Origin of the sequence: Verrucosispora sp. ts21 (assembly GCF_002879555.1) — a bacterium.
GTDB classification, from domain to species: domain Bacteria; phylum Actinomycetota; class Actinomycetes; order Mycobacteriales; family Micromonosporaceae; genus Micromonospora; species Micromonospora gifhornensis.
The window spans coordinates 46031-69432 of record NZ_PNOZ01000037.1 but is presented as its reverse complement, the minus strand read 5'-3'; the positions used below and the strand labels follow the sequence as shown (position 1 = coordinate 69432).

Annotated in this window: 17 protein-coding genes and 3 pseudogenes; 11 read left to right on the top strand and 9 right to left on the bottom strand. The window is 72.7% G+C overall.

The window, feature by feature from the left end:
- Positions 1-34: 34 nt before the first annotated feature.
- The 7 genes and pseudogenes from C1A38_RS17475 to C1A38_RS17445 form a co-directional block, all read left to right on the top strand.
- A pseudogene (locus C1A38_RS17475) lies at positions 35-469 on the top strand (BlaI/MecI/CopY family transcriptional regulator); the annotation flags it as partial.
- A gap of 178 nt (positions 470-647) precedes the next feature.
- The gene (locus tag C1A38_RS17470) at positions 648-1553 is read left to right on the top strand and encodes a M56 family metallopeptidase (protein WP_102658875.1); all 906 of its coding nucleotides are present in this window, start codon (positions 648-650) and stop codon (positions 1551-1553) included.
- 212 nt (positions 1554-1765) lie between these two features.
- The gene (locus C1A38_RS17465; RefSeq protein WP_102658874.1) at positions 1766-3022 is read left to right on the top strand and encodes a cytochrome ubiquinol oxidase subunit I; all 1257 of its coding nucleotides are present in this window, start codon (positions 1766-1768) and stop codon (positions 3020-3022) included.
- A gap of 10 nt (positions 3023-3032) precedes the next feature.
- The gene (locus tag C1A38_RS17460; protein WP_102658873.1) at positions 3033-4040 is read left to right on the top strand and encodes a cytochrome d ubiquinol oxidase subunit II; all 1008 of its coding nucleotides are present in this window, start codon (positions 3033-3035) and stop codon (positions 4038-4040) included.
- Entirely contained in the window at positions 4037-5707 is a 1671-nt protein-coding gene (gene cydD / locus C1A38_RS17455; protein ID WP_102658872.1) for a thiol reductant ABC exporter subunit CydD, read from the top strand. The genes C1A38_RS17460 and cydD overlap by 4 nt, the downstream gene beginning before the upstream one ends.
- Complete coding sequence (gene cydC / locus C1A38_RS17450) at positions 5704-7695, top strand: thiol reductant ABC exporter subunit CydC (RefSeq protein WP_353505518.1); 1992 nt, start codon at positions 5704-5706, stop codon at positions 7693-7695. Before cydD ends, cydC begins: the two co-directional genes overlap by 4 nt.
- A 55-nt stretch (positions 7696-7750) precedes the next feature.
- Positions 7751-8437 (top strand): permease prefix domain 1-containing protein, encoded by a 687-nt coding sequence (locus C1A38_RS17445; RefSeq protein ID WP_102658871.1) that lies wholly within the window; start codon positions 7751-7753, stop codon positions 8435-8437.
- A 39-nt stretch (positions 8438-8476) separates the two neighbouring features.
- On the opposite strand, the gene C1A38_RS17440 is transcribed toward C1A38_RS17445, so the two are convergent.
- Complete coding sequence (locus tag C1A38_RS17440; protein WP_102658870.1) at positions 8477-8818, bottom strand: PadR family transcriptional regulator; 342 nt, start codon at positions 8816-8818, stop codon at positions 8477-8479.
- Positions 8819-9085: 267 nt separating this feature from the next.
- On the opposite strand from C1A38_RS17440, the pseudogene C1A38_RS17435 reads away from it, so the two are divergent.
- Both C1A38_RS17435 and C1A38_RS17430 read left to right on the top strand, forming a co-directional pair.
- Positions 9086-9901: pseudogene (locus tag C1A38_RS17435) on the top strand (SatS C-terminal domain-containing protein); the annotation flags it as partial.
- Between the two features lie 41 nt (positions 9902-9942).
- Positions 9943-11763: pseudogene (locus C1A38_RS17430) on the top strand (transposase); the annotation flags it as partial.
- 836 nt (positions 11764-12599) lie between these two features.
- Here C1A38_RS17430 and C1A38_RS17425 read toward each other — a convergent pair.
- The 4 genes from C1A38_RS17425 to C1A38_RS17410 form a co-directional block, all read right to left on the bottom strand.
- Entirely contained in the window at positions 12600-13193 is a 594-nt protein-coding gene (locus C1A38_RS17425) for a GTP-binding protein (RefSeq protein WP_013731523.1), read from the bottom strand.
- Between the two features lies 1 nt (position 13194).
- On the bottom strand, positions 13195-13569 hold the full coding sequence (locus C1A38_RS17420) for a DUF742 domain-containing protein (protein ID WP_013731522.1): 375 nt from the start codon (positions 13567-13569) through the stop codon (positions 13195-13197).
- Between the two features lie 100 nt (positions 13570-13669).
- A complete protein-coding gene (locus tag C1A38_RS17415) occupies positions 13670-14074 on the bottom strand; it encodes a roadblock/LC7 domain-containing protein (protein WP_013731521.1) in 405 nt (134 codons plus the stop codon).
- The gene (locus tag C1A38_RS17410) at positions 14071-17514 is read right to left on the bottom strand and encodes a sensor histidine kinase (RefSeq protein ID WP_102658867.1); all 3444 of its coding nucleotides are present in this window, start codon (positions 17512-17514) and stop codon (positions 14071-14073) included. Before C1A38_RS17410 ends, C1A38_RS17415 begins: the two co-directional genes overlap by 4 nt.
- A 193-nt stretch (positions 17515-17707) precedes the next feature.
- On the opposite strand from C1A38_RS17410, the gene C1A38_RS17405 reads away from it, so the two are divergent.
- Entirely contained in the window at positions 17708-18313 is a 606-nt protein-coding gene (locus C1A38_RS17405; RefSeq protein ID WP_102658866.1) for a uridine kinase family protein, read from the top strand.
- Between the two features lie 19 nt (positions 18314-18332).
- Here C1A38_RS17405 and C1A38_RS17400 read toward each other — a convergent pair whose 3' ends face one another.
- A complete protein-coding gene (locus C1A38_RS17400) occupies positions 18333-19412 on the bottom strand; it encodes an adenosine deaminase (protein ID WP_102658865.1) in 1080 nt (359 codons plus the stop codon).
- Positions 19413-19471: 59 nt separating this feature from the next.
- Between C1A38_RS17400 and C1A38_RS17395 the strand changes: the two genes are divergently transcribed.
- On the top strand, positions 19472-20458 hold the full coding sequence (locus tag C1A38_RS17395; protein ID WP_102658864.1) for a putative RNA methyltransferase: 987 nt from the start codon (positions 19472-19474) through the stop codon (positions 20456-20458).
- A 22-nt stretch (positions 20459-20480) separates the two neighbouring features.
- Here the strand turns inward: C1A38_RS17395 and C1A38_RS17390 are convergent, their stop codons facing one another.
- The 3 genes from C1A38_RS17390 to C1A38_RS17380 form a co-directional block, all read right to left on the bottom strand.
- Positions 20481-21161 (bottom strand): DUF4272 domain-containing protein, encoded by a 681-nt coding sequence (locus C1A38_RS17390; RefSeq protein WP_102658863.1) that lies wholly within the window; start codon positions 21159-21161, stop codon positions 20481-20483.
- A gap of 108 nt (positions 21162-21269) precedes the next feature.
- Positions 21270-22550, bottom strand: a complete 1281-nt coding sequence (locus C1A38_RS17385; protein ID WP_102658862.1) for a thymidine phosphorylase — start codon at positions 22548-22550, stop codon at positions 21270-21272.
- Between the two features lie 135 nt (positions 22551-22685).
- Positions 22686-23390, bottom strand: coding sequence for a cytidine deaminase (locus tag C1A38_RS17380; RefSeq protein ID WP_102658861.1), 705 nt, complete (start codon positions 23388-23390; stop codon positions 22686-22688).
- Positions 23391-23402: the final 12 nt, after the last annotated feature.

Genomic DNA, 23402 nt, shown 5'->3' with positions numbered 1-23402 from the left:
GCGGGGGGTCTACTACGGGGGGTAGGATTGGGGGGTGACTCGGCTGGGTGATCTTGAGCGTGCGGTGATGGACGTGTTGTGGGACACGGTGCCCGCCAGGTCGGACGGGGTCACGGTGCGCGAGGTGGCCGACGCGCTGGCCGGGCGCGAGTTGGCGTACACGACGGTGATGACGGTGCTCGATCGCCTCGCCGGCAAGGGCATGGTGCAGCGCGAGCGGGAGGGCCGAGCCTGGCGTTATCGCGCGGCGGCCAGCCGGGAGGCACACATCGCCCAGCTCATGCTCGACGCACTCGACCTCGGTGGCAGCCGGGATGCGGCGCTGGTCCGGTTCGCCCGATCGGTCACCGGCACCGAGGCAGACGTGTTGCGCGCCGCCCTCGCAGCGGAGGCCACGTCGACGCCGGTCATTAAAGGCACAGAAGCCACCGGAGTCGCGGGAGTCACGGAAGACACGAAAAGCACCGCAGGCGCGGGAGGCGCGGGAGGCGCGGGAGGCGCGGGAGGCGCGGGAGGCGCGGATGCCGAGGTGCTGGGCAGTCTGACCGATCGGATCGAGGCGCCGCCAGCAGACCGGGCAAGCCCCCTGGACCGGGCAGGCCGCCCGGACCGGGCGGGCGAGACTGCGGAACGGTAGGGGCGAGACCGTGGCGTACGCCCTGCATTTCACTGGCGCGATGCTTGCCTGTTGGCTGCTCGCGCAGGTCCTGGCCCGTTCCACCTGGACGTGGCGGAGCCCGGGCGTGGCGATCCTGTGCTGGCAGGCGATCGGTCTGGGGGCCGGCCTGTCCGCGATGGGCATGCCGATAGCGCTCGGGCTGGCACCGTACGAGATGGGTACCGGCAGTGCCCTGCTCGCGCTCGGCAGGGATCTGTGGCACAGCACTCTGCCCGCTGGTCTGGGCGTGGTTCACCTGGGGCTGGTCGGCATCGGCCTGGGCATCGGCGCGGTGCTGCTCACCACGACGGTACGCAGCGTCCACGGCACGGTACGCGCCCAGCGCCGGCACCGGGAGTTGCTGACCCTGGTGGCGCGGCGGGATCCCGCGGTGCCCGGGGCACTGGTGCTCGACCACCCGAGCGCGGCCGCGTACTGCCTGCCCGGCGTACGGCCCCGGGTGGTGGTCAGTGCCGGCGCGCTCGATCTGCTCGACCCGGCCGAACTGGAGGCGGTGCTCGCTCACGAACGGGCGCACGCCCAGGAGCGGCACGACCTGGTGCTGCTGCCGTTCACCGCGTTGTGTCGGGCGTTGCCCTGGCTGCGCTGGGTGCGTCAGGCGCACGAACGGGTCGGGCTGCTTGTCGAGATGCGCGCCGACGACAAGGCCCGGGAGCTGCACGCGGACGCGCCGCTGGCCGGTGCGTTGCGCCGGTTCGCCGCCGCCGGTGACCGGATCAGCCCGGCCGGCACGCTCGGTCTCGGGCATCGGGACCTGGACGTACGCATGCAGCGGCTGCTGATTGCCGGACGCCCGCCCCGGTTGCTCGGCGCCGCCGCGCTGGCGGTGACCAGCAGCGCCGCCTACCTGCCGATCGGCCTCTTCCTGAGCTGAACGCTGGCCGAGCCCGACCAGACACAGGTCGAGGCCGACCAGGAACGGGCCGAGCCAGACCAGGACGCGGGCCATCCGGACCAGCCGGGAAACCATCGCCCGCCGGGCACCCTGAACTAACCCTGATCCTGACGGCTACGCCCTCGCACGCGCCCATATGTAGATTCGCTACCCGTAGGCTCTCTGAGGTACTGCGTCGACCCAGGAGAGTCATGGACACCCTGCTTCTCGCCCGGCTCCAGTTCGCCGCGACCGCCTCGGTCCACTTCCTCTTCGTGGCGGTCACGCTCGGCCTGGTCACCCTGCTGGTGGGGTTGCAGACCGCCTGGTTGATCACCGGCAACCCACGCTTCGAGCGGCTCACCCGGTTCTGGGGCCAGCTGTACGTGATCAATTACGTGCTCGGCATCGCCACCGGCATCGTGATGGAGTTCCAGTTCGGGCTGAACTGGAGCGGACTGTCGCGCTACGTCGGCAACGTCTTCGGTGCCCCGCTGGCGATCGAGACTCTTGTCGCCTTCTTCCTGGAGTCGACCTTCCTCGGCATGTGGATCTTCGGTTGGCACCGGCTGCGTCGGGGCGTACACCTGGCGTTGCTGTACGGGGTGGCGCTCACCGCGTACGCCTCGGCTTTCTGGATTCTGGTGGCGAACTCCTGGTTGCAGAACCCGGTCGGCTACGAGGTGCGCGACGGGGTCGCCCATCTGACCGACTTCTCCGCCCTGCTGACCAACCCGGCGTTGTGGATGGCGTTCGGGCATGTCGTGTCGGCGGCGCTGCTCACCGGCGGAATGCTGATGGCCGCGGTCAGCGCCTGGCACCTGACCCGCGGCACCGCCGACTTCGGCCTGTTCCGTACCTCGCTGCGGATCGGGGTGGTCACCGCCACCCTGGCGATCGGCCTCGTCCAGAGCTTCGGCTTCGCCCAGTTCGGCTCGGTCGGCGCGATCCAGCCGACCAAGTTCGGCGGCACCAGCCCGGACGCCGAAGCGCTGATCGCCGACTGGACCGCCCGGTTCGGCCCCGGGGACTACCTGCCGCCCGTGCTGGCCAACGCCGGCCTCGGCTTCATGATCCTCATCGGCTTCGGCCTCGGTCTGCTCTGGCTGATCCTCCCGCTGCTCTGGCGGGACTGGATCATCCGGCTCCGCTTCCCGCTCTGGCTGCTCATGATCGCCCTGCCGCTGCCGTTCGTGGCCGTGATCCTCGGCTGGATCGCCCGCGAGGTGGGCCGCCAGCCCTGGGTGGCGTACGGACTGCTGCGGGTGGACCAGGCGATCTCCCCGATCGACCCGTGGCTGATGGCCACCTCGTTGATCGGTTTCACCCTGCTGCTCGGCGGCCTCGCCGTGACCAACTGGGTGCTGCTGGCCCGGCACGCCGCCGCCGGCGCGGCGGATCCGGCCCTCGGCCGACCGCCGACGCAACCGCCGGCCGACGACAGCCGCACCGAGCCCGCCTTCGTCTGAGGAGAGCCTGATGGAACTCGCCTGGTACGCCCTGCTCGGCCTCTTCTTCGCCGGCTACCTGGTCCTCGGTGGCTTCGACTACGGCGTCGGCCTGCTGCTGGCCCGGCGCACCGATCCGGCGCGGCGGCGGGCGGCCCTGAACGCCGTCGGACCGTTCTTCCTCGGCAACGAGGTGTGGCTGGTCGCGGCCGTCGGCATCCTGTTCGGCGCCTTCCCCGTCCTGGAGGGGGAGCTGCTGGCCGGCAGCTATCCGGCGGTGCTGGGTGCACTGGCCGGGGTGATCCTGGTCACCGCCGGGGTGCAGTTGCGCAGCCGGCCGGCCAGCGGGTGGGCGCGGACCGCGTGGGACCGGGTGATCGTGGTGGGCAGCCTGCTGGCAGCGCTCGGCTGGGGTGTGGTGCTCGCCGGGCTGCTCCAGGGCGTACCGCGGCATCCGGACGGTCATGTCGTCGGCGTGACGCACCTGTTCACCCCGTTCGCCGCCGCTGCCGCGCTGGCGCTTGTCGCGCTTGTCGCAGCGCACGGAGCGACCTTCCTCACGCTGCGGCTGCCGGTCACCGAGGCCGACCGGCTCCGGCCGCTGGCCCGCCGGCTGGTCCTCACCGCGGCCGGCGCGGTCGGCACGGCCGCCGTCGTGGGCCTGTTCTCCGACCGGGTACGCGTCGCCGCGCAGCGACCGGCGGTCGGCGTACTGCTGGCGGTGGGGCTGGTCGCGGCGCTGCTGGTGGCGCGGACGGCGCTGGGCCGGCGACGGGAGGGCGTCGCCTTCGCCGCCACCGCCACCGCGCTGGCCCTTCCGGTGCTGCTGGTCGGGGCGACCCTCTGGCCGTACGCACTGGTCTCGACCGTCGACCCCGCAGCGTCACTGACCGTGACGGAGGCCGCAGCCAGCGCCCCGACCCTGCGCCTGTTGGGCTGGCTCGCAGTACCGTTGCTGCCGGCACTACTAGGCTTTCAGGCGATGTGCTTGTGGATTTTCCGAGGACGAACCGAGGGTAGGGCGCTGGTGTACTGGTGAACCGCCGGCCCTTCGACCCGCGTCTGCTGCGCCAGGTTCCCGCCGCCCGGGGTGACCTCGCCCTGCTTGCGTTCCTCGGGGTACTCGCCGCCGGGTTGGTCGTGGCGCAGGCCACCGCCCTGGCCACCCTGCTGGCCTCCGCGTTCACAGGTGAACTGAACCGCCCCGCCCTGGCCGGCTTCGTCGCCGCCGTGGCGGCCCGCTCGCTGCTGGTCTGGGCGCAGGGCACGGTGTCGGCCCGACTGGCCGCCACGGTCAAGGCGGCGCTGCGGGCCGACCTGCTCGGCGCGGTCGCCCGGCACGGGCCCGGCTGGGTCGCCGGCCAGCGGGCCGGTCAACTGGCCACTCTCGCCGGTCGCGGGCTGGACGCCCTGGACGCCTACTTCACCGGTTACCTCCCGCAGCTGGTGCTCAGCGTCACCGTGCCGGTCGCCGTGCTCGGCCGGATCGTCTTCGCCGACTGGAGTTCGGCGCTGATCATCGCGTTGACCCTGCCGCTCATTCCGATCTTCGGGGCCCTGCTCGGCTGGCAGGCCCAGGCCGCCACCGAACGCCAGTGGCGTCGGCTGTCCCGGCTCGGCGGGCACTTCCTGGACATGGTGGCCGGGTTGCCGACCCTGCGCGCCTTCGGCCGGGCAAAGGCCCAGACCGACGCGGTACGCCGAATGGCCGACGGCCACCGGGTCGCCACCATGAAGACCCTGCGGATCGCCTTCCTCTCCGCCCTGGTGCTCGAACTGGTCGCCACCCTGTCCGTGGCGCTCGTCGCGGTGCCGGTGGGCATCCGGCTGCTCGGCGGCGGGCTGACCCTCCAGGTCGCGCTGCTGGTGCTGCTGCTCACCCCGGAGGCGTACCTGCCGCTGCGGGCGGCCGGCAGCCGGTTCCACGCCAGCATGGAAGGGCTCACCGCGCTGGACGAGGCCTTCACCCTGACCGGTGCCGCGCCGGCTCCGACGACCCGCACCGGGGCGCTGCCGGACGGGCTCGGTGAGATCAGGTTCGAGTCGGTCACCGTCGCCTACCAGCGCACCGTGGCACTGCGGGACGTCTCGCTGACCATCCGACCGGGCGAGCGAGTCGCGATCATCGGGCCCAGCGGTGCCGGCAAGAGCACCCTGCTCGGCCTGCTGCTCGGCTTCGTCACGCCGACCCGCGGCCGGGTCACAGTGGGTGGGGTCGACCTCGCCGAGGCCGACCTCGACGGCTGGCGTCGACAGGTGGCCTGGGTGCCGCAGCGCGCCCACCTGTTCGCCGCCTCGCTTGCCGACAACATCCGCCTCGGCGTCCCTGAGGCCTCCGCGAGCGCTGTGGACAAGGCGGTCACCGACGCCGCCCTCGACGACGTGATCGCCGCCCTGCCCGACGGCCTGGACACCCTGCTCGGCGAGCGCGGGCACGGCCTGTCCAGCGGGCAGCGGCAGCGGGTCGCGCTGGCCCGGGCGTTCCTGCGGGACACCCCCGTGGTCCTGCTCGACGAGCCCACCGCCCGCCTCGACGCCGCCGCCGAGGCCGCGGTGCTGACGGCCACCCACCGCCTGGTGGCGGGCCGTACCGCCCTGCTTGTCGCGCACCGGCCCGCCCTGCTCGCCGACGCCGATCGCATCCTGCGGGTCGACGACGGCCGGGTGACCGAACTGACCCCGCAGCCGACCGGGGAGGGCCGATGAGCGAAGAACGACCCGCACAGGCGGGCTCTGCCCAGGCCGGTTCCGCCCAGGCCGCCCAAGCCGGTTCCGCCCGAGCCGGCTCCAGCCAGGCCGGCTCGGAGAGCGGCTCGGCCCAGGCTGGTCCCCGACCGGCCGGCGGAGCGCCGGAGCTGGTGGTGCTGCGGCTGGCCCGGCCGTACCTGAATCGGCTGATCAGTGCCGGCCTGCTCGCGGCGGTCACCGAGTTCGCGGCGCTTGCCCTGATGGCCACGGCGACCTGGCTGTTGATGGCGGCTGCCGGCCAGCCTCCGCTGGACCGGCTCACCGTGGCGATCGTCGCGGTACGGGCCCTGGCCGTCAGCCGGGGCGTGTTGCGCTACACCGAGCGGCTCGCCGGCCATGACGCGGTGCTGCGTCTGGTCACCGATGTCCGGACCCGGGTCTTCGCCACCCTGGCCGCCCGGCGCGGCGCGCCACCGCGCACCGGCGACGCACTGAGCCGGCTGGTCTCCGACGTGGAGGCGGTGCAGGACCTGCTGTTGCGGGTCGTCGTGCCGGGCGCGGCGGCCGGTCTGGTGAGCGTGCTGGCGGTCGGGTTGACCGCGCTGGTCTCGCCGTCGGCCGCGCTGGTGCTCGCCGGTGGGCTGCTGGTGGCCGGGGTGGCGCTGCCGGCGCTGGCCACCGCGTTGACCCGGCGGGCCGCCGCCGAGGTGGCACCGCTGCGCGGTGCGCTCGCCGCCGACGCGGTCGATCTGACCCACGGCGCCGCCGACCTCGCCGCCTTCGGTGCGACAGGCGCCGCCCTCGATGCGGCGCAACGCCGCGCCCGCCGGCTGGCCCGGTTGGAACGCCGGCTCGCCGTGCGCGGCTTCGCCGTGGACGCCGCCGGGGTGCTGGTGGCCGGGCTGACCGCCGGTGCCGTGGTCTTCGTCGCGCTCCGCGCCGGGGTGGGCGGGGTACTCGTCGGTGTGCTGGCGGTCGGCACCCTGTCCGCCGTGGAGATCGCCCTGGCCCTGGTCGGTGCCGCCCGGCAGTGGACCGCGCTCCGCGCCGGCCTGGCCCGGGTCGCGCCACTCATCACCGACACCGCCGAACAGGCCCCCGGCACGCCGGCAACCAGCACTGACGCACCGAAGACGGACGCCGGTCCGGCAATCACCGACGGTGGCCGGATGGGAGTCGAGGAGCGCACTCCGCCCGAACCAGCTCCGGCGGCCCTCACGACCCCGTCCGGCGACCGGGGCGGCACTCCTGACCTGCGCTTCGACCAGGTGACCGTGCGGTATCGCAGCGGCGCGCCCGCCGCCCTGGACACCTTCGACCTCGACCTGCCCGCGGGACGACGGGTGGCGGTGGTCGGTCCGAGCGGCGCGGGCAAGAGCACTCTCGCCGCGGTGCTGACCGGTGCGGTACGCCCGGACGGCGGCCGGGTCACCCTCGACGGGCGGGACCTCGGCACGTACCCGCCCGAGGATTTGCCGGCGGTGGTCGGCGGGCTGCTCGCCGAGGCGTACGTCTTCCACGCCACGGTCCGGGAGAACCTGCTGCTGGGCCGGCCCGGCGCCGACGAGTTGGCGCTCTTCGCGGCGGCCGAGGCGGCCGGTCTGGCCGACTGGGTACGGGACCAGCCGGACGGCTGGGACACCGTCGTCGGTGAGGAGGGTGCACAGCTCTCCGGCGGTCAGCGGCAGCGTCTCGCACTGGCCCGGGCGCTGCTCGCCGCCCCCGCCGTGCTGGTGCTCGACGAGCCGACCGAGGGCCTCGACCCGGTCGCCGCGGACGAGGTGCTCGCCGGTGCCCTGGCCGCCGTACCCGCCGGGCGCTCGGTGTTGCTGATCTCCCATCGGCTCAGTGGTCTCGCCGGGCTGGACGAGATCGTGGTGCTGGACGCGGGACGGATCATCCAGCGCGGCCGGCACGCGGAGCTGATCGCGACCCCGGGCTGGTACCGGGACCAGTGGACGTTGCAACAGGCCGCCGAGCACGGCTACCTGGCGGTTTCCGGCTGACCTCTCAGGGATTTCCCGGACGGCGGGACGCCCGTCCGGCTGGCAGCATGGGGGCATGCCGGTCGGTGATGACGTGTTGGTCGAGGAGCACCTGCGGCAGTTGGCCGCCCGGCTGCACGGGCCACGCCGGCTGCGCGCGGACCTACTGACCGAGGCCCGGCACGGCCTGCTGGACGCCGTCGAGGCGTACCGGGACGGTGGTCTGCCGGGCGACGAGGCGGCCCGACGGGCGGTGGCCGAGTTCGGTACGCCCGCGCAGCTTGCGCCCGCGTACCAGGCCGAACTGGCGGTGGCTGCGCTGCGCCGGTTGGCGCTGTGGATCGTCGCCTTCGCCGGGGTCGCCGCGATCGCCGGTGATCTGACCTGGCACGGGTCGAGTTGGAGTGCGGGTCCGCCGCCGCCGACCGGCTACCTGCTGCTGTCCCGGTCGGTCGACGTGATCTGGACAGCGGCGTTCCTGTTCGGCGCGGCCGCTCTGGTGCTGGTGGCGATGACCGGGCGGTCGTCCCGGCCCGGGTTCACCGTCGCGGCGCACGCCGTGGGCATCCTGCTGACCGGCACGGCCGTGCTGGGGGCGGTGGCCGGGGTGGGGCTCTTCGGCTGGTCGATCGCGTTGTGGGACGCGGCGCTCACCTGGCCACCGATGATCGTCGGGATGCTGGTCGCGGGGGCGGCGCATCTCTGGCTGGGCCGGGCCGCGCACACCTGGCTGCTCGCCGCCCGGCCGATGACCACCCGGTAGTGGTGCGTCGTCCCCACACCACGAGGTCACCCGCAGTAATCAGCCTGATGCCGCCGCGGGTGGGTTGGCGTCCAGGACGCGCCCGACGGTCGCGGTGAACTCGCGCCACCCCGCTCGCTGCTCGGCAAGCGTGCGTCGGCCGGCGTCGGTCAACTCGTACGTCCGCCGCTCCCGACCGTTGACGGTGCTCCAGACGCTTGCCACGTGCCCGGCCCGCTCCAGTCGACGCAACGCCGGGTAGACGGTGCCGGTGGGCAGATCGAGCCGCCCGTCGCTGCGGGCGCGCAGCGCCTCGATGATGGCGTAGCCGTGCAGGGCGCCCCGTTCCAGCACGGCGAGCAGCAGGGAGTCGAGGTGGCCGTGCAGCGCCTGGGCGTTCATGCGTAGAAACGCTACTTGTCGAACCACGGCCCCGCCACCGGGGCGGGCACCGGTCACCCAGCGCAGCCAACTAGGGTATGTGCCCAGAGTCACTCGCCGGCACCACGCCGGCGGGTGGGCAGCCCGACGCACACGGAGGTCACCGTGGCCCGCCAGTCGCCTCAACGGCCGGACGCCGACGAGCCCGAGCTCGATGACACGACCGGCCCCACCGAGCCGGACGCCACCGACGAGTCGGAGGCCGTCGCCGACGCGGATTCCGGCGCGTCCCGCGCGCTCTGGGAAGAGCTGCGGATCGACCCGGTGGAGATCGCCCTGCCCGCCGGCACCGGCTACACGCTGCGGGCGTACCGCCCGGCCAGCGAGCTGACCCCGACCGACGTGGCCGAGCGCGACGCCGACGATCCGTTCCTGGCCCGTCGCCAGGTCGTCGAGGCCGAGGACGACGAGGACGGCGACGTCGTCATCCTGGACGAGGAGATCGCCCGGGAGTTCGCCGAGAGCGACGACGAGGAGAAGCGGTCCAAGGACGGCGACACCGACGCCAAGGGTGACAAGGACGACACCGACGAGAAGGCGGCCGAGGAGGCCGGCGACGAGGAGGTGCCGATCTTCCTGACCCACCGGGGGCGGCTGCTGCTGTTCAAGACCCCCGAGGCGCTCGTGAGTTTCGTCCGCTCCGGCGCTCCGAACGATCTGTCTCAGCTGGACAGTTGGAATGAATTGTCCGAACGGGTGGAGCCGGCCGACATTGCGCCGCTCGACGAGGACATCTACGAGCTCGACCTGGTCGTGGAGAACCTGCGCGGCGGGCACGACACCTGGGACCCGACGCTGCTCATCGAGGCCGGTGAGGTCGCCCGGGACCTGTCGTACGCGCTGCGTCTGCCGGCCGTGCTCGACATGCTCTCCGCCGGCTCCAGCCTCGACGACCTGGACGAGGCGCTGCGGGCCTCGGTCAACGGCGGCATCGGTGGCTTCCTGGGCCGTCGGCGGCTGAAGAAAATCGGGGCACAAACGGCAAGTCTCGGTTGGCGGACCATTGTCGGAAAGATCTCTGCGGTCGTGGACTGGCGCGACTGACCCACAACAGGGAGCATCAGTCTCTGGCAGAGCTAAGCCCTGTGTCCCGGGAGGAGGACGACGCCGTGGCGCTCGTGCGCGTGTACTGCGGTCTGGCCTCGGCGGATCCGGCCGACCGACCGGCCTCGGCCGGATCGACGCTGACGTCCGCTGTGGTCGACGACGCAGGCCGGCTGCTGCATGTCTGCGAGGTCGACGACGACCCGGTGGGCTATGCCCGACTGGTCACGTTGCTCGTGGACCGCTCGGGCGGGCCGAGCGGAGCGGCGATCGCCGCCGACACCGACGACCACACCGTCACCTCACTGCTCAGCGCTGCCGGCCGCCCCTTGGCGATCGCGGACGACGACTCGGTCGACGACTTCGCCGAACGGTTCGCCGACGACGACTCCGTCGAGGAGATGCAGTCCCCGCCGGCCGTCCGGCGGGCCGTCGGCCTGGCTCGCGCCCTTCAGGCCGGTGCCCTGTCGGCCGTGACCCTGCCGGCGCCCCGGGATCTCGCCGGTTACAAGCAGATACTCGCCGCGCACGCGGCGCTGACCAGCGGCCGGCACTCCGCCGCGGTGGCGCTGCGTGAGGTGCTGCGTGAGCTGTACCCGGCTGCCCTGCGCGCCTTCCCCGACCCGGCGGAGTCGATCCCGCTGGCGGTGCTGGATGCGCTGCCCGAGCCGAGCATGCTCACCGACGCCGGCCGTGGCCGGGACGCCGCGGTCACCGCCGACGCCGTCGCCGCGCAACTCACCGCCGACGGCGTGGGCGACCCGGACGCGATCGACGAGGCGGTCACCGCACTGCGGGTGGCCATCTCCGAGACGCCTCGACGGTCCACGGTCAACCGCGCCCTGACCTCGGCCGCCGCCGAGACCATCCGGCAGACCGTCGCCTCGGTGCGCGCCTGCGACGCCGGTTGCGACGCACTCGTCGGCGCGCTGCATGCGCGTACGGCCGGCCCGGCCCAGGCCAGCGGCCGTCGAGCCGCCGCCCGACGCGGCGAGCCGGTCGGCGAACTGCCCACCGTCAACAGCGCTGCCGGCCTGCGGGCCGTACGCCCGGCCGGCCCGGAACCGTCCGCCGGACGCCGCGCCCGCCCCGAGCCCGTTTCGGGCAACACCGCACCGCCGGCACCCCGCCCGACGAATCCGCCGCCGGTGGCGCCGGCCCCGATCGCCCCGCCGCCGGTCGCACCTGCCCCGATCGCGCCGGCTGCGGTCGCCGGACCGCCCGTGTCGGCACCGCCGTCGCATCCCGACTCCGCCGGATCTCGGATCGACGGGCCGACGAACCGGCCGATCTCCACGCCACCGCCGCCGCCCGGGATCACCCCGATCGCGCCGGCACCGCGTGGTGCGATCCCACCGGCCGAGGCCGGCGAGCCGTTCCGGCCGACGCTGACCACCGCAGCGATCAACAGTGCCCGCGCGGAACGGCAGCGCACCATCATCCCGCCCCGGCCGAAGACCAACGGTGCGCCGCCGACGCCGACGCCGACGGGCGGCTTCAGCGCCACCGACCTCAGCGTTCCGGTGCCGACGCCCCGCCCCGGGCAGGAACCGGCCGCCCCGGGCTCGCGTGCCAACTGGCCGCTTGTCAACAACCCGGAGAATCCCGCCGACAGTTCGGCCCGCAACCCCGTCGTCGGCTCGTACGACGACCGCAGCCGGGGTGCAGGCCCCGCCCCCGGTCCCGAGGTGCCCGCCGAGCTGACCACCGAGCGCCGGGTGACCCCGCCGTGGCTCGCCGACGACCTGCCCCCGGAGCCTCCGGTGCTGCGGCTCGTCGAGCCTCCGCCGCTGGCCGACCGGGCGCTGCGCAACGGGCCGGAGTCGCACCTGGAGAACCCTCCACTGCGTCTGGTGGACCGGGCTCACGAGGAGCAGCGCGGGCATTCCGCCGAGCGGCTGGATCCCCCACTGCTGCCGCGTCGACCGGCACCGCCCGTCGAGCACCGGCCGTCGCCGATCTCCGACGAGGGCGACGGTGACCTGCTGATCTTCGCGCAGGCCAAGTCAGCCTGGTTCGTCGGGCACGGCGAGGACGCCGCCCTGGACTGGTCGAGCACGGCCGACACCGGATGGCAGGCTGCCGAGCAGGCCGCCCGCCCCGCCGTGGGTGCGGAGACGAACGCCGGCCTGCCCAAGCGCGTACCGCAGGCCAACCTCGTGCCCGGCTCACCGCTGCGCGAGGAGCGTCCACTGCGGATCGTGCGCGACGCGGCCAGCCTGGCCGAGAACACCACCGGCTACTTCCGCGGCTGGCGTCGCGGCCAGGAGATCGGCGGGTTCGCCGTCGGTGGCCGCCCGGGTCGCGAGGCGGCCGGCGGCTGGGACTTCAGCCGGGACACCGGTGACCGTGACGACGACCGGGAGTACGAGTACCGCTCCGCCGGCTACCGTTCCTGAGACCGGCCGGGTCGGCCTGTCGCTTCCGGTGCACAACCCGACCACGTGACGCCGTGTGGATGCCTTGCGGCGTCCACACGGTACGTCCTGACCGGACTCACCGAAGGCCTCAGGCACGCCGTCAGACGGCCGTAGCCGCTCCATCCGGTGTGGATGCCGACTCGGGGTCGGGTAGGGACGCCCCGAACCGCCACACGCGCACTCGGCGGCCGCGCTCGGATGCCTACGCGAACCGGCATACGGACAGCAACCAGCGCCCGGTGTCGACGTCAGACCGTCACCGGGCGCTGCGGCGGCGCTCAGGCCGGGGCGACAGCCCGCGAGCGACGCATGGTGAGCACATACTCGACAAGCGAGATCAGCACGTGCTTCGTCGACTCCCGGTTCCGGGCGTCGCAGGCCACCACCGGCACGTCGTTGGAGATCGCGAGGGCCTCCCGGACGTCCTGCGGGTCGTGGTACTGCATGCCGTCGAAGCAGTTGATGGCCACCAGGTACGGCAGCCGCCGGTGCTCGAAGAAGTCGATCGCCGCGAAACAGTCGGCCAGCCGGCGGGTGTCCACCAGCACGACCGCGCCGATCGCGCCCCGGACCAGTTCATCCCACATGAACCAGAAGCGGGTCTGACCCGGCGTACCGAACAGGTACAGGATCAGGTCGCGGTCGATCGAGATGCGGCCGAAGTCCATGGCGACCGTGGTGGTCGTCTTTCCCGGCACCTGCCGGGTGTCGTCGACACCCACCCCGGCGGAAGTCATGATGGCCTCGGTGGTCAGCGGCGTGATCTCCGAGACCGAGCCGACGAGCGTCGTCTTGCCGACGCCGAATCCGCCGGCGATCACGATCTTCGCCGACGTCACGCGCCCGCTCGGGGCCGGCGGCCGGTGCGACATGTCAGAGCCTGCGAAGTCCACTCAGCACCCTCTCCAGCAGTTCAGTGCCCACCGCGTCGTCCGAGTCGTCCAGGATGGTCGGCTCGTGGACCGCGACCAGGCCGTCCGTCGCCATGTCGGCGATGAGCACCCGGGCCACGCCGAGCGGAAGCTGCATCCGCGCCGCGATCTCGGCGAGCGACTGCACGCGTCCGTCACACAGCGCGGCGATGTACTGGTGTTCACGGCCTTGACCGCCGTTGCCAGTGGCAACGGCACGACCGCGCACCGTCGTCTCGACCAACGCCTCCAGGGCGATGTCGAGGCGGGGTCGGGTACGACCGCGGGTAACGGCGTATGGACGGACCAACGCACCGGTCGGCTCGTCACGATCCATGTCGCCGCTCACCTCCTTCGTACCCGGCACCGGAACCCACCGGTGCTACCCGTCGTTTGCAGTGTTGTCGCCCCGCCCGCCCCACCGGCTGGCGCGACGATCAGCCCATCATCCCCACAGCCGTACGTGGCTGCGGGGTCAGGGCGTCGCCCACCCGGTCTACGAGCAGGGCCATCTCGTAGCCCACCTGTCCCACGTCGCAGCTGCGTGCGGCGAGCACCGCGAACGACGAACCGTCGGAGATCGACATCAGGAACAGGAAGCCATTGTCCATCTCGACAACGGTCTGCAACACGGCACCGCCCTCGAAACACCGGGCCGCGCCCTGGGTCAGGCTGACCAGGCCGGAGGCGATCGCCGCCAGCTGGTCCGCACGGTCCCGCGGAAGGTCTCGTGACGACGCCAGGAGCAGACCGTCCGCGGAGACGGCGACCGCGTGCGCGACACCGGGTACCCGATCGGCGAAGTTGGCCAGCAGCCAACCGAGGTCCTGCGTACTAGTCATCCTTCTTGCTCCTTCTGCCTGCTCCCGGCCACCGGGCCTGAGCCAGACTGCGAGGATTGCTGTCCGCCCGGAATCCCCTCCGGGCCGGTCGGGTTGCCGTCCGACGGGTGGCTGCGCCCCCGCTGGACACCCCGGTGGTAGGCGGAGAGCAGTCCGCGCACCGACTCCGGGTTACGTCGCTGCACCGAGTTGGTGGGCTTCTCCACCGCGCCCGGAACGAGTTGCGCCATCGGCGTGCGCTTGGGCAGCCCGGTCTGGGTGGTGCCGGCGGCCGGCGCCTGACTGGCGGCGGAAGCCGCCCGCCAGCCGTCGTCGGCCGCAGTCTGCCACACACTCTCCGGCGATGGCGGACGGTAGGTGGGCCGGGGATCGGCGCTGCCCGGGCGAGGGCCGCCGTTCGCCGCAGCGCCGTTCCCGCCTGCGGCTGTCGGAGTCTCTGCCATCGGTGCGTTACCTGTCGTTCCGGTCTGGTTCTGCGTGCTGGGCCGACCGACCGGGTCGACCGCGGAGAACTGCTGGGTAGGTGCCCCGTTCGCCGCCGGTTGGCGGGCACCTGCGGACTCCTCCGGGCCGGAACGGCGGGTGCGGAACCACGCCGACTCGAGCTCCCGGAAGATCGGCAGCTCCATCGTCTCATCCGCGTACCGCTGCCGGTTCTGCGCCTGCGGCGGCGTGGGCACGGTCGGCTGAGCCGGCCTGGTCGGCTGTGCGGCCGGACGGGGCACCCGAGGCAGCTCGGTGGTCATGTCCAGCGCGGCGGCCAGCCGCTCGGGCACCGCCGGAGCGGCCTGCTCTGCGGCGACCGGGGGCCAGGCCGGTGGTGCCGGGGTCGCGGGGCCGGCCGGTCCCGCGGACACCGGCCGCTGCGGCAGCGGGTTGCCCGGCGGCGTCGAGATCGGCTGCCCGGAAACCGGCTGCCCGGAGACCGGGGCGGCGGAGACCGGCGGGGCCGAGTACGGGGTGCCCGAAACCGGCGGCGACGAGACCGGCGGAATCGGTGGTGCCGACACCGCGGGCGGCGCGTACGGCGCGGCCTCGGGGCTGCTCGACAACTGACGTGGAATGGTCGGCTGGCTACCGGTCTGCTCGTCGGCTGCCCGCCGCTGCGGCAGTGGATCGGTCGACGGGCCGCCCGTGGAGCGCGGGGTGAAGCTGTTGCCGCCGGTGACGCCGCTCGCGCCGGTCAGGTCCGACCAGGCGGGCAGGTTGCCCGCACTCGCCGGGGTGCCCGAACCGTTGCGGTTGGCCGGCTCGAAGGGCCGCCCGCCGAGGGTCACCTGGTTACCCGAGCCACCGGATCGTTGCGCCGGCACCGAGGGCGTGGTCGGCGCACTCGGACCGTTGCCGAGGGCGGGCAGGGCACCGAAGGCCGGGCTCGGCCCGGGCAGCGGTGCGGCCGGGGCGGGCAGGGCGGCGGGATGCGGACCCCGACCGGAGAGCGCCCGGGGCACCAGCACCGTCGGCGGCAGCGTGACATCGGCCACCGTGCCCCGATCAGTGCCGGGACGCAGCTCGACCTTGACCGCGTGTCGGGACGCCAGCCGGGCGACCACGACCAGGCCCATCATCCGGGACACGGCCACATCCACCTGCGGCGGCGTGGCCAGCCGCTCGTTGAGGTCGGTCAGCTGCTCAGGGCTGATCCCGATGCCCCGGTCCTCCACGTACAGCGAGGCACGGTCGCCGACCCGGCGGGCCTCGACCAGCACCTGCGAGTCCGGCGGCGAGAACGCGGTGGCGTTGTCGAACAGCTCGGCGACCAGGTGGACCAGGTCGTTGACCGCGTGCGCGGCGACCTCGATGTCCCGGTCGATCACCCCGAACTCGATCCGGGTGTAGTGCTCGACCTCGGACTGCGCGGCCCGCAACACGTCGATCAGGGCGGCCGGCTCGCGCTGCACCCGGGTCGAGTCGGCACCGGCGAGGACCAGCAGGTTCTCGTCGTTGCGGCGCATCCGGGTGGCGAGGTGGTCCAGCTGGAACAGCTCGGCCAGCCGGTCCGGGTCCTCCTCGCCGCGCTCCAGCCGGTCGAGGTGCCCGATCAACCGGTCGACCAGGATCTGGGACCGGCGGGCCAGGTTGACGAACATGGTCGCGACCGAGGCCCGCAGGGCGGCCTGTTCGGCGGCGGTACGGACCGCCTCCAGGTGGACCGCGTTGAACGCCTCGGTCACCTGACCGAACTCGTCGCGGCTGCGTACCGGCAGTGGCTCGGCGATCTGATTGGCCAGCTGCACCGGGGAGAGCTGCCCGGTGACCTGCGGGTCACGCAGCCGGGCGACCGCCTGGGGCAGCCCGTACTGGGCGATGGAGAGCGCGCCCTGGCGCAGCTCGCGCAGGGAGCGGGCCATCGAGCGAGCCACCAGGTACGCCAGGATGACGGCCAGCAGCAGCATGGTCAGCAGCAGGCCGGTCTCCAGGAACACCTGACGCTGCACGTCGGAGCGGAGCTCGGCGGCCTGGTCCTGCACGTCGGCGTCGAACTTCGCCTCGACCGTACGGATCAGCTTGCCGTTGGCGACCAGCGCCGCGTCCCACTGGTCGGCGTTGAAGGAGACGCCGGAGAGATCCGGCGAGGTGTCGGCGTTGACCTGGCTGATGTAGATGGTCGCCTGCCGGCGGTCACCACCGCCGATGGTCTGGGCGTGGAACTCCGCCTCCTCCTCCGTGGCGACGGAGGTGAAGCTCTGCTGCGCCTGCTGCTGGCCGGTCTCGCTGGCGATGTAGTCCGTGCGCAGCGCGGAACTCATGCCCCGCTGGAGCGCCCGGTGCACCACCACCCGGCGTACGGAGAGCCACTCCTTCTCCCGGGCCACGGCGGCTGCCGCCCGCATCCGGTCGCTGAGCTCGTTGTCGCCGGCGAGCTGGCTGGCCGAGTCGCGGATGGTGAGCATCTGGTTGATCAGCTCGTCGTACGACTGGAGCGCGTCAGTGATCTTGAACTTGCCGTTGAACACCTGACTGCGGGTGCCCGGCAGGTCGGCCAGCCGACCGTCGATCTGGTCGAGCAGCCCGGCGAGGCTGACAGGCAGGTCGGTCAGCTGGGAACGCTGCTGCGAGTAGGGGCCCTTGTCGTCGTCGACCCGCTTCGCAACCTCGTTGTAGAGGGCGGAGTACTTCTTCTTCGCCTCCGGCTCGGGCTGACCCGCCTGCTGGGGCGGCACCCCCAGGAGCAGCACCGCCGCGGTCCGCTCGTCCTGGAGGCCGTCCACCAACTCGCCGGAGTAGCCGATGAGCTCGGCGAGGTCACCGGCCCGGTTGGCGTCGTTGAGCGAGTCCAGGTGGTCGAACAGGCCGCTGGTGCCCACGACGACCGTGGCGATGGTCGGCACGATCATGATGAGACCGAGCTTTGACCAGATCGGCATGTCGCGGAGCCGACCGACCGGCCGGCGCAGGCGCGACAGGAAGGAGCCTGCCGTCTTCGGCCGTTTGCTCACGTCACCGCCCTCGTGATTGCTGCGTCGGCGTTGCTCCCGGGCAACGCCCAGCGGCCGACCCGGCGGGTCGGACCATCCGAGATTCCATCACGCTCGTCGGCAAAGAGAAAGCCCAGGTTGGCCCCAGCTGGCGGTGTGATGAGATGTTGATGCAATTTGATCGCAGTCCGTCTGCCCGGAGTCACTCAGAGTAATGATCACCCAGCGCCGAGTCATCCTGCTTGCTGGCCCTTCCGGCTCCGGAAAGTCGTACATAGCGCGACAAACCGGTCTTCCGGTCCTCTGCTTGGACGACTTCTACAAGGACGGCGATGACCCTACGTTACCTCGACGGAACGGGCAGATCGACTGGGAGTCACCCGCTTCCTGGGACGCCGAGAACGCTGTCGAGGTCATTGCGCAACTCGTCCGGGACGGCAAGGCAGACGTACCCGTCTATGCCATAAATGAGGATCGTCGGGTGGCCACCCGACGATTTGATCTGGCCGATGCGCCACTTTTCGTGGCCGAAGGGATTTTCGCTGCGGAGATCGTCGAGGAATGCCGCCGACGCGATCTACTCGCCGGGGCGTACGCCCTGCGGCGGCCCCGGAGCGCGACCTTCCTCCGACGGTTGAGCCGGGATCTCGCCGAGCAGCGCAAGGGCCCCCGGGTGCTGTTGAGTCGCGGCGTGGCGCTGCTGCGCGCCGAGCCGGCGGTGCTGCGCCGGCAGACCGGACTCGGCGCGGAGGCCGCCCGCGGCCGGGAGGTGCTGCGCCGGGTGGCCCACCTGCTCGCCGGTCATCCGCCCGCGCGGTGAGCCCCGCCCGGCCCGGCCGTCACGCCAGCAGCTTCGCGTACGCCGGCTTGATCACCTCGTCGATGATCTGAAGCCGCTCGTCGAACGGGATGAACGCGCTCTTCATCGCGTTGATGGTGAACCACTGCACCTCGCGCCAGCCGTAGCCGAAGGCGTCGCAGAGCAGGGCCATCTCGCGGGAGACCGAGGTGCCGCTCATCAGCCGGTTGTCGGTGTTGACGGTGACCCGGAACCGCAGGTCACGCAGCAGCCCGATGGGGTGCTCGGCGATCGAGGGGGCGGCACCGGTCTGCACGTTGGACGACGGGCACAGCTCCAGCGGGATCCGCTTGTCCCGCACGTACGCGGCCAGCCGACCGAGCACCGGCTCGGGACCCGGCGTGATGTCGTCGACGATGCGTACGCCGTGACCGAGGCGGTCCGCCCCGCACCACTGGATGGCCTGCCAGATCGACGGCAGCCCGAAGGCCTCGCCGGCGTGGATGGTGAAGTGGAAGTTCTCCCGCTGGAGGTACTCGAAGGCGTCCAGGTGCCGGGTGGGCGGGAAGCCCGCCTCCGCGCCGGCGATGTCGAAACCCACCACACCGTGGTCGCGGTGCCGCACGGCCAACTCGGCGATCTCCTGCGACCGGGCCGCGTGCCGCATCGCGGTGAGCAGTGTGCCGACCCGGATCGGCGTACCGGCCTCGGCGGCCAGCGCGCTGCCCTCGACGAACCCGGCCAGCACCGCCTCGACCACCTCGTCCAGGCTCAGATCCCGTTCCAGGTGCTGCTCCGGGGCGAACCGCACCTCGGCGTAGACCACCCCGTCGGCGGCCAGGTCCAACGCACACTCCCGGGCGACCCGACGCAGCGACGAGGCGGTCTGCATCACGGCGACGGTGTGCGCGAAGGTCTCCAGGTAACGCTCCAGCGACCCGGAGTCGGCCGCCGCCACGAACCAGCGCGCCAACTCCTGCGGGTCGGTGGTGGGCAGCGGATGCCCGACCTCGGCGCCCAACTCGATGATCGTCGAAGGTCGCAGGCCGCCGTCCAGGTGGTCGTGCAGCAGCGCCTTCGGTGCCTTGACAATGTCCTCGTAGCGCAGAGTCGTGGCCATGGTCTGACCCTAGTCCCCACCGCCGACCGTCCCCACCCGACGCCGGGGACAATGGCCTGGTGACCGCACCTGGACCGGACCCCCGGGTCGTCGACCGCCTGCGTTGCCCGGTCTGCGGCGAAGGGCTGACCACCGCCACCGCCGGCACCGCCGACGCGCTGCGCTGCCCCCGCCGGCACAGCTTCGACATCGCCCGGCAGGGCTACGTCAACCTGCTCACCGGGCGTGCCCCGCACGGCGGCGACACGGCGGAGATGGTCGCCGCCCGCGCGCAGTTCCTGGAGGCGGGCCACTACGACACCATCTCCACCGCCCTGGCCGAGGCCGCCGCGCACCACCTGACCACCCCGCACGCCCTTTGCTCTGCTTCAACCGACGCACCGGAAACCGGCCGGAAGCGTTGCGTCGAGGTAAGCAGAGCAAAGGGGGCGGACCACAGTGTCCCGGCCGTCGACGGTGCGGCGGCTGAGGCGTACCCGCTGGTGGTGGAGGCGGGTGCCGGCACCGGCCGGCACCTGGCGGCGGTGCTGGCGGCGGTGCCCGCGGCGGTCGGCCTGGCGCTGGACATCGCCAAGCCAGCGGTGCGTCGGGCCGCGCGGGTGCACCCGCGGGTGACCGCGGCACTGGCCGACACCTGGCAGCGGCTGCCGCTCGCGGACGCCTCGGCGGCGCTGCTGCTCAATGTCTTCGCGCCCCGCAACGGAGCAGAATTCCGCCGGGTCCTCGCCCCGTCCGGGCGGCTGCTGGTGGTGACCCCCGCCGCCGACCACCTCACCGAGCTGGTCGACGCGCTCGGCCTGCTGCGGGTCGACCCGGCCAAGGCGGACCGGGTGGCGACCAGCCTCGGCGGGCACTTCACCGAGGAGTCGACCACCCTGCACCGGCAGGAGTTGACGTTGTCCGGCCCGGAGGTGACCACCCTGGTCGGCATGGGTCCGAGCGCCTGGCACACCGATCCCGCGGGGTTGGCCGCCCGGATCACCGCCCTCGGCGAACCGGTCCGGGTGACCGTGGCGGTCCGACTCGGCGTGTACCGGCCCCGCTAGGTCCGGCTCGGGGCGTACCGGCCTAGGTGGAGAGGTCGACCTCTTCCCAGCCCGGCGGTTCGTCGTGGTACGGCCCGCGCAGGATCACCGCCCACTCCAGGGCCCACCGCCGCTGACCGATCGCGTTGGCGTCGACCAGGCCGGGCAGCCGTCCGCCGGAGCGGTCCACCTCCAGGTACGACCAGTCCAGGCAGTAGTGCAGGTCGAGCAGGGCCGCCGCGTCCGCCGGGTGCTGCGGCGCGGCCAGGATGCGGGAGCGCCACTGCGGGAAGGTCTCGCCCTCGACGATGTTCGGCAGCCGCTCCACCAGCCGCTCGTCCACGGCCATCGTGGGGTCGAGCAGCTTGGTCAGGCCGAGCACCCAGGCCAGCGAGAACAGCGCGTCATGGTGCAGGACGAACGAGCGGTGGTCACCCTTGGCGCCGGTGACGAACTGGAACTCCGGCGGGGTGACCATCTCCACCAGGTGCGAGGCGAGCAGCCAGCTCATCGCCGCCTGCGGCGGCATGCCGAAGCAGCGGGCCAGGATCAGGTGCAGCACCGCGATCCGCGCCTCGATCTCCGCGGTGGGACGCAACTCGATCCGGTCGCCCGGCTCCCAGACCAGCGGGAACTGCGGAGGTGGCAGCGGTAGCCGCAACCGGGCCAGCTCCTCCAGGCTCGCCTCACGCACTTCCCGGGGGTCCGGGGCAGGAACGATCACAGCAACATCCCTGTCTGCTCACGGCGTCTCACGCCGATGTTCCCCCCTGGCCTGCGACAATAGCCGCCCGAATGGTCGGGCACCATGGGGTCGACGGACCCGGTTGGTTCACTCGACGCGTTCGATCACCAACGGGGTCGCCGCCGGTGGCCGCGCCGCGATGGTCACCGCCGACGCCGCCTCCGCCAACGCCGCCGGGATCGTCTCGGCCCGCTCGGCCCGCAGCTCGTACAGGGGTTCGCCGGCCCGCACCGGATCACCGGGGCGTTTGTGCAGCACCACACCCGCGGGGACGCTCACCGGGTCCTCCTTGCGGGCCCGCCCGGCGCCGAGCCGCCAGGCGGCAACCCCCATGGCGTACGCGTCGACTCCCGCCACGTAGCCGTCGGCGTCCGCCCGCACCACCTCGACCTCGGGTGCCTGCGGCATCGGTGCGTCCGGGTCACCACCCTGCGCCCGGATCATCGACCGCCACACGTCCATCGCCCGCCCGTCGCGCAGCGCGGCGGCCGGGTCGGCGTCGGTCAGCCCGGCCGCGTCGAGCATCTCCCGGGCCAGTGCCAGGGTCAGCTCCACCACGTCGGCGGGGCCGCCACCGGCGAGCACCTCGACGGACTCGGTCACCTCGACCCCGTTGCCGATGGTCAGGCCGAGCGGGGTGGACATGTCGGTGAGCAGGGCCACGGTCTTCACCCCGTGCGCGCCACCCAGCTCCACCATGGTCCGGGCCAGCTCACGGGCGTCGTCGACGGACTTCATGAACGCGCCGGAGCCGACCTTCACGTCGAGCACCAGCGCGCCGGTCCCCTCGGCGATCTTCTTGCTCATGATCGAACTGGCGATCAGCGGAATCGCCTCGACGGTGCCGGTGACGTCGCGCAGCGCGTACAGCTTGCGGTCGGCCGGGGCCAGCCCGGACCCGGCGGCGCAGATCACCGCGCCGATGTCGCTCAGCTGCGCGATGAACTCCTGGTTGCTCAGCGCGGCCCGCCAGCCGGGGATGGACTCCAGCTTGTCCAGCGTGCCGCCGGTGTGTCCGAGCCCGCGCCCGGACAGCTGCGGCACCGCCGCGCCGCACGCCGCCACCAGCGGCGTCAACGGCAGAGTGATCTTGTCGCCGACCCCGCCGGTCGAATGCTTGTCGACGGTCGGCCGAGCCACCGACGACAGATCCAGCCGCTCCCCACTGGCGATCATCGCGGCCGTCCACCGGGCGATCTCCGGCGCCGTCATCCCGTTGAGCAGGATCGCCATGGCCAGCGCCGACATCTGCTCGTCGGCCACCACCCCCCGGGTGTACGCGTCCACCACCCAGTCGATCTGCGAGTCGGACAACACCCCGCCGTCCCGCTTCACCCGAATAACATCAACCGCCGCAAAACCACTCATCAGACAGCTCTTCCCTAGTCCCATGGCGATACCGGTTCGCCCACCGCGCCAACCGAGGGGATGGGCCGACCGGGCCCGGCGGAGGGATCAAGCCTGACCGCCCGGAGCCGGGCCCGGTCGGCCCATCCCCCAAGCTCAGCCACCCCAGCGAACCGGAATCTCCGCAGGAGGCTCACCCTCACCGGCCCAGAAGATGGTGCCGGACGCGTCCACCACCACGACCCGAGGCGTCCGCGCCAGACCCCAGCTGATCGCCTCAGCCGGATCGTCCCAGCTCGGCCCCTCCTCCAGCACCCCGGTCTCGGCGCCCGCGTCGTCGCCGGACGACCGCTCCCAGTACGCAGTCCAGACCTGCTGCCCGGCGGAGAGGTCCGGGTGCACGAATACCGTTCCCCGGCCACGCCAGGCGGCCAGCCGGTCGGGTACCACCGGCACCGGGTGTTCGCCGGTCACCGCGTCGAGGTCGGCGACGTCGAAAGCGTGCGGCAGCAGCTCGGCCATCCGCAGCGGGCCGCCCTTGGCCTCGATCAGACATTCCGGGCCGCCGTTCTCCCAGAGCAACTGCCGGCAACGCCCGCACGGCATCAACGGCTCACCGGTGGCGTCGACGCAGGACAGCGCCACGATCCGGCCGCCGCCGGTGGCGTGCAGCGAGGAGACCACGCCGCACTCGGCACAGAGCACGACACCGTACGCGGCGTTCTCGACGTTGCAGCCGACCACCATCCGGCCGTCGTCGACGAGTGCCGCCGCCCCCACCGGAAACTTCGAGTACGGCACGTACGCGTGCCGCATCACCTCGGTGGCCGCGGCCCGCAGCCGCTCCCAGTCGATCTCCATGGTCTGCTCCCC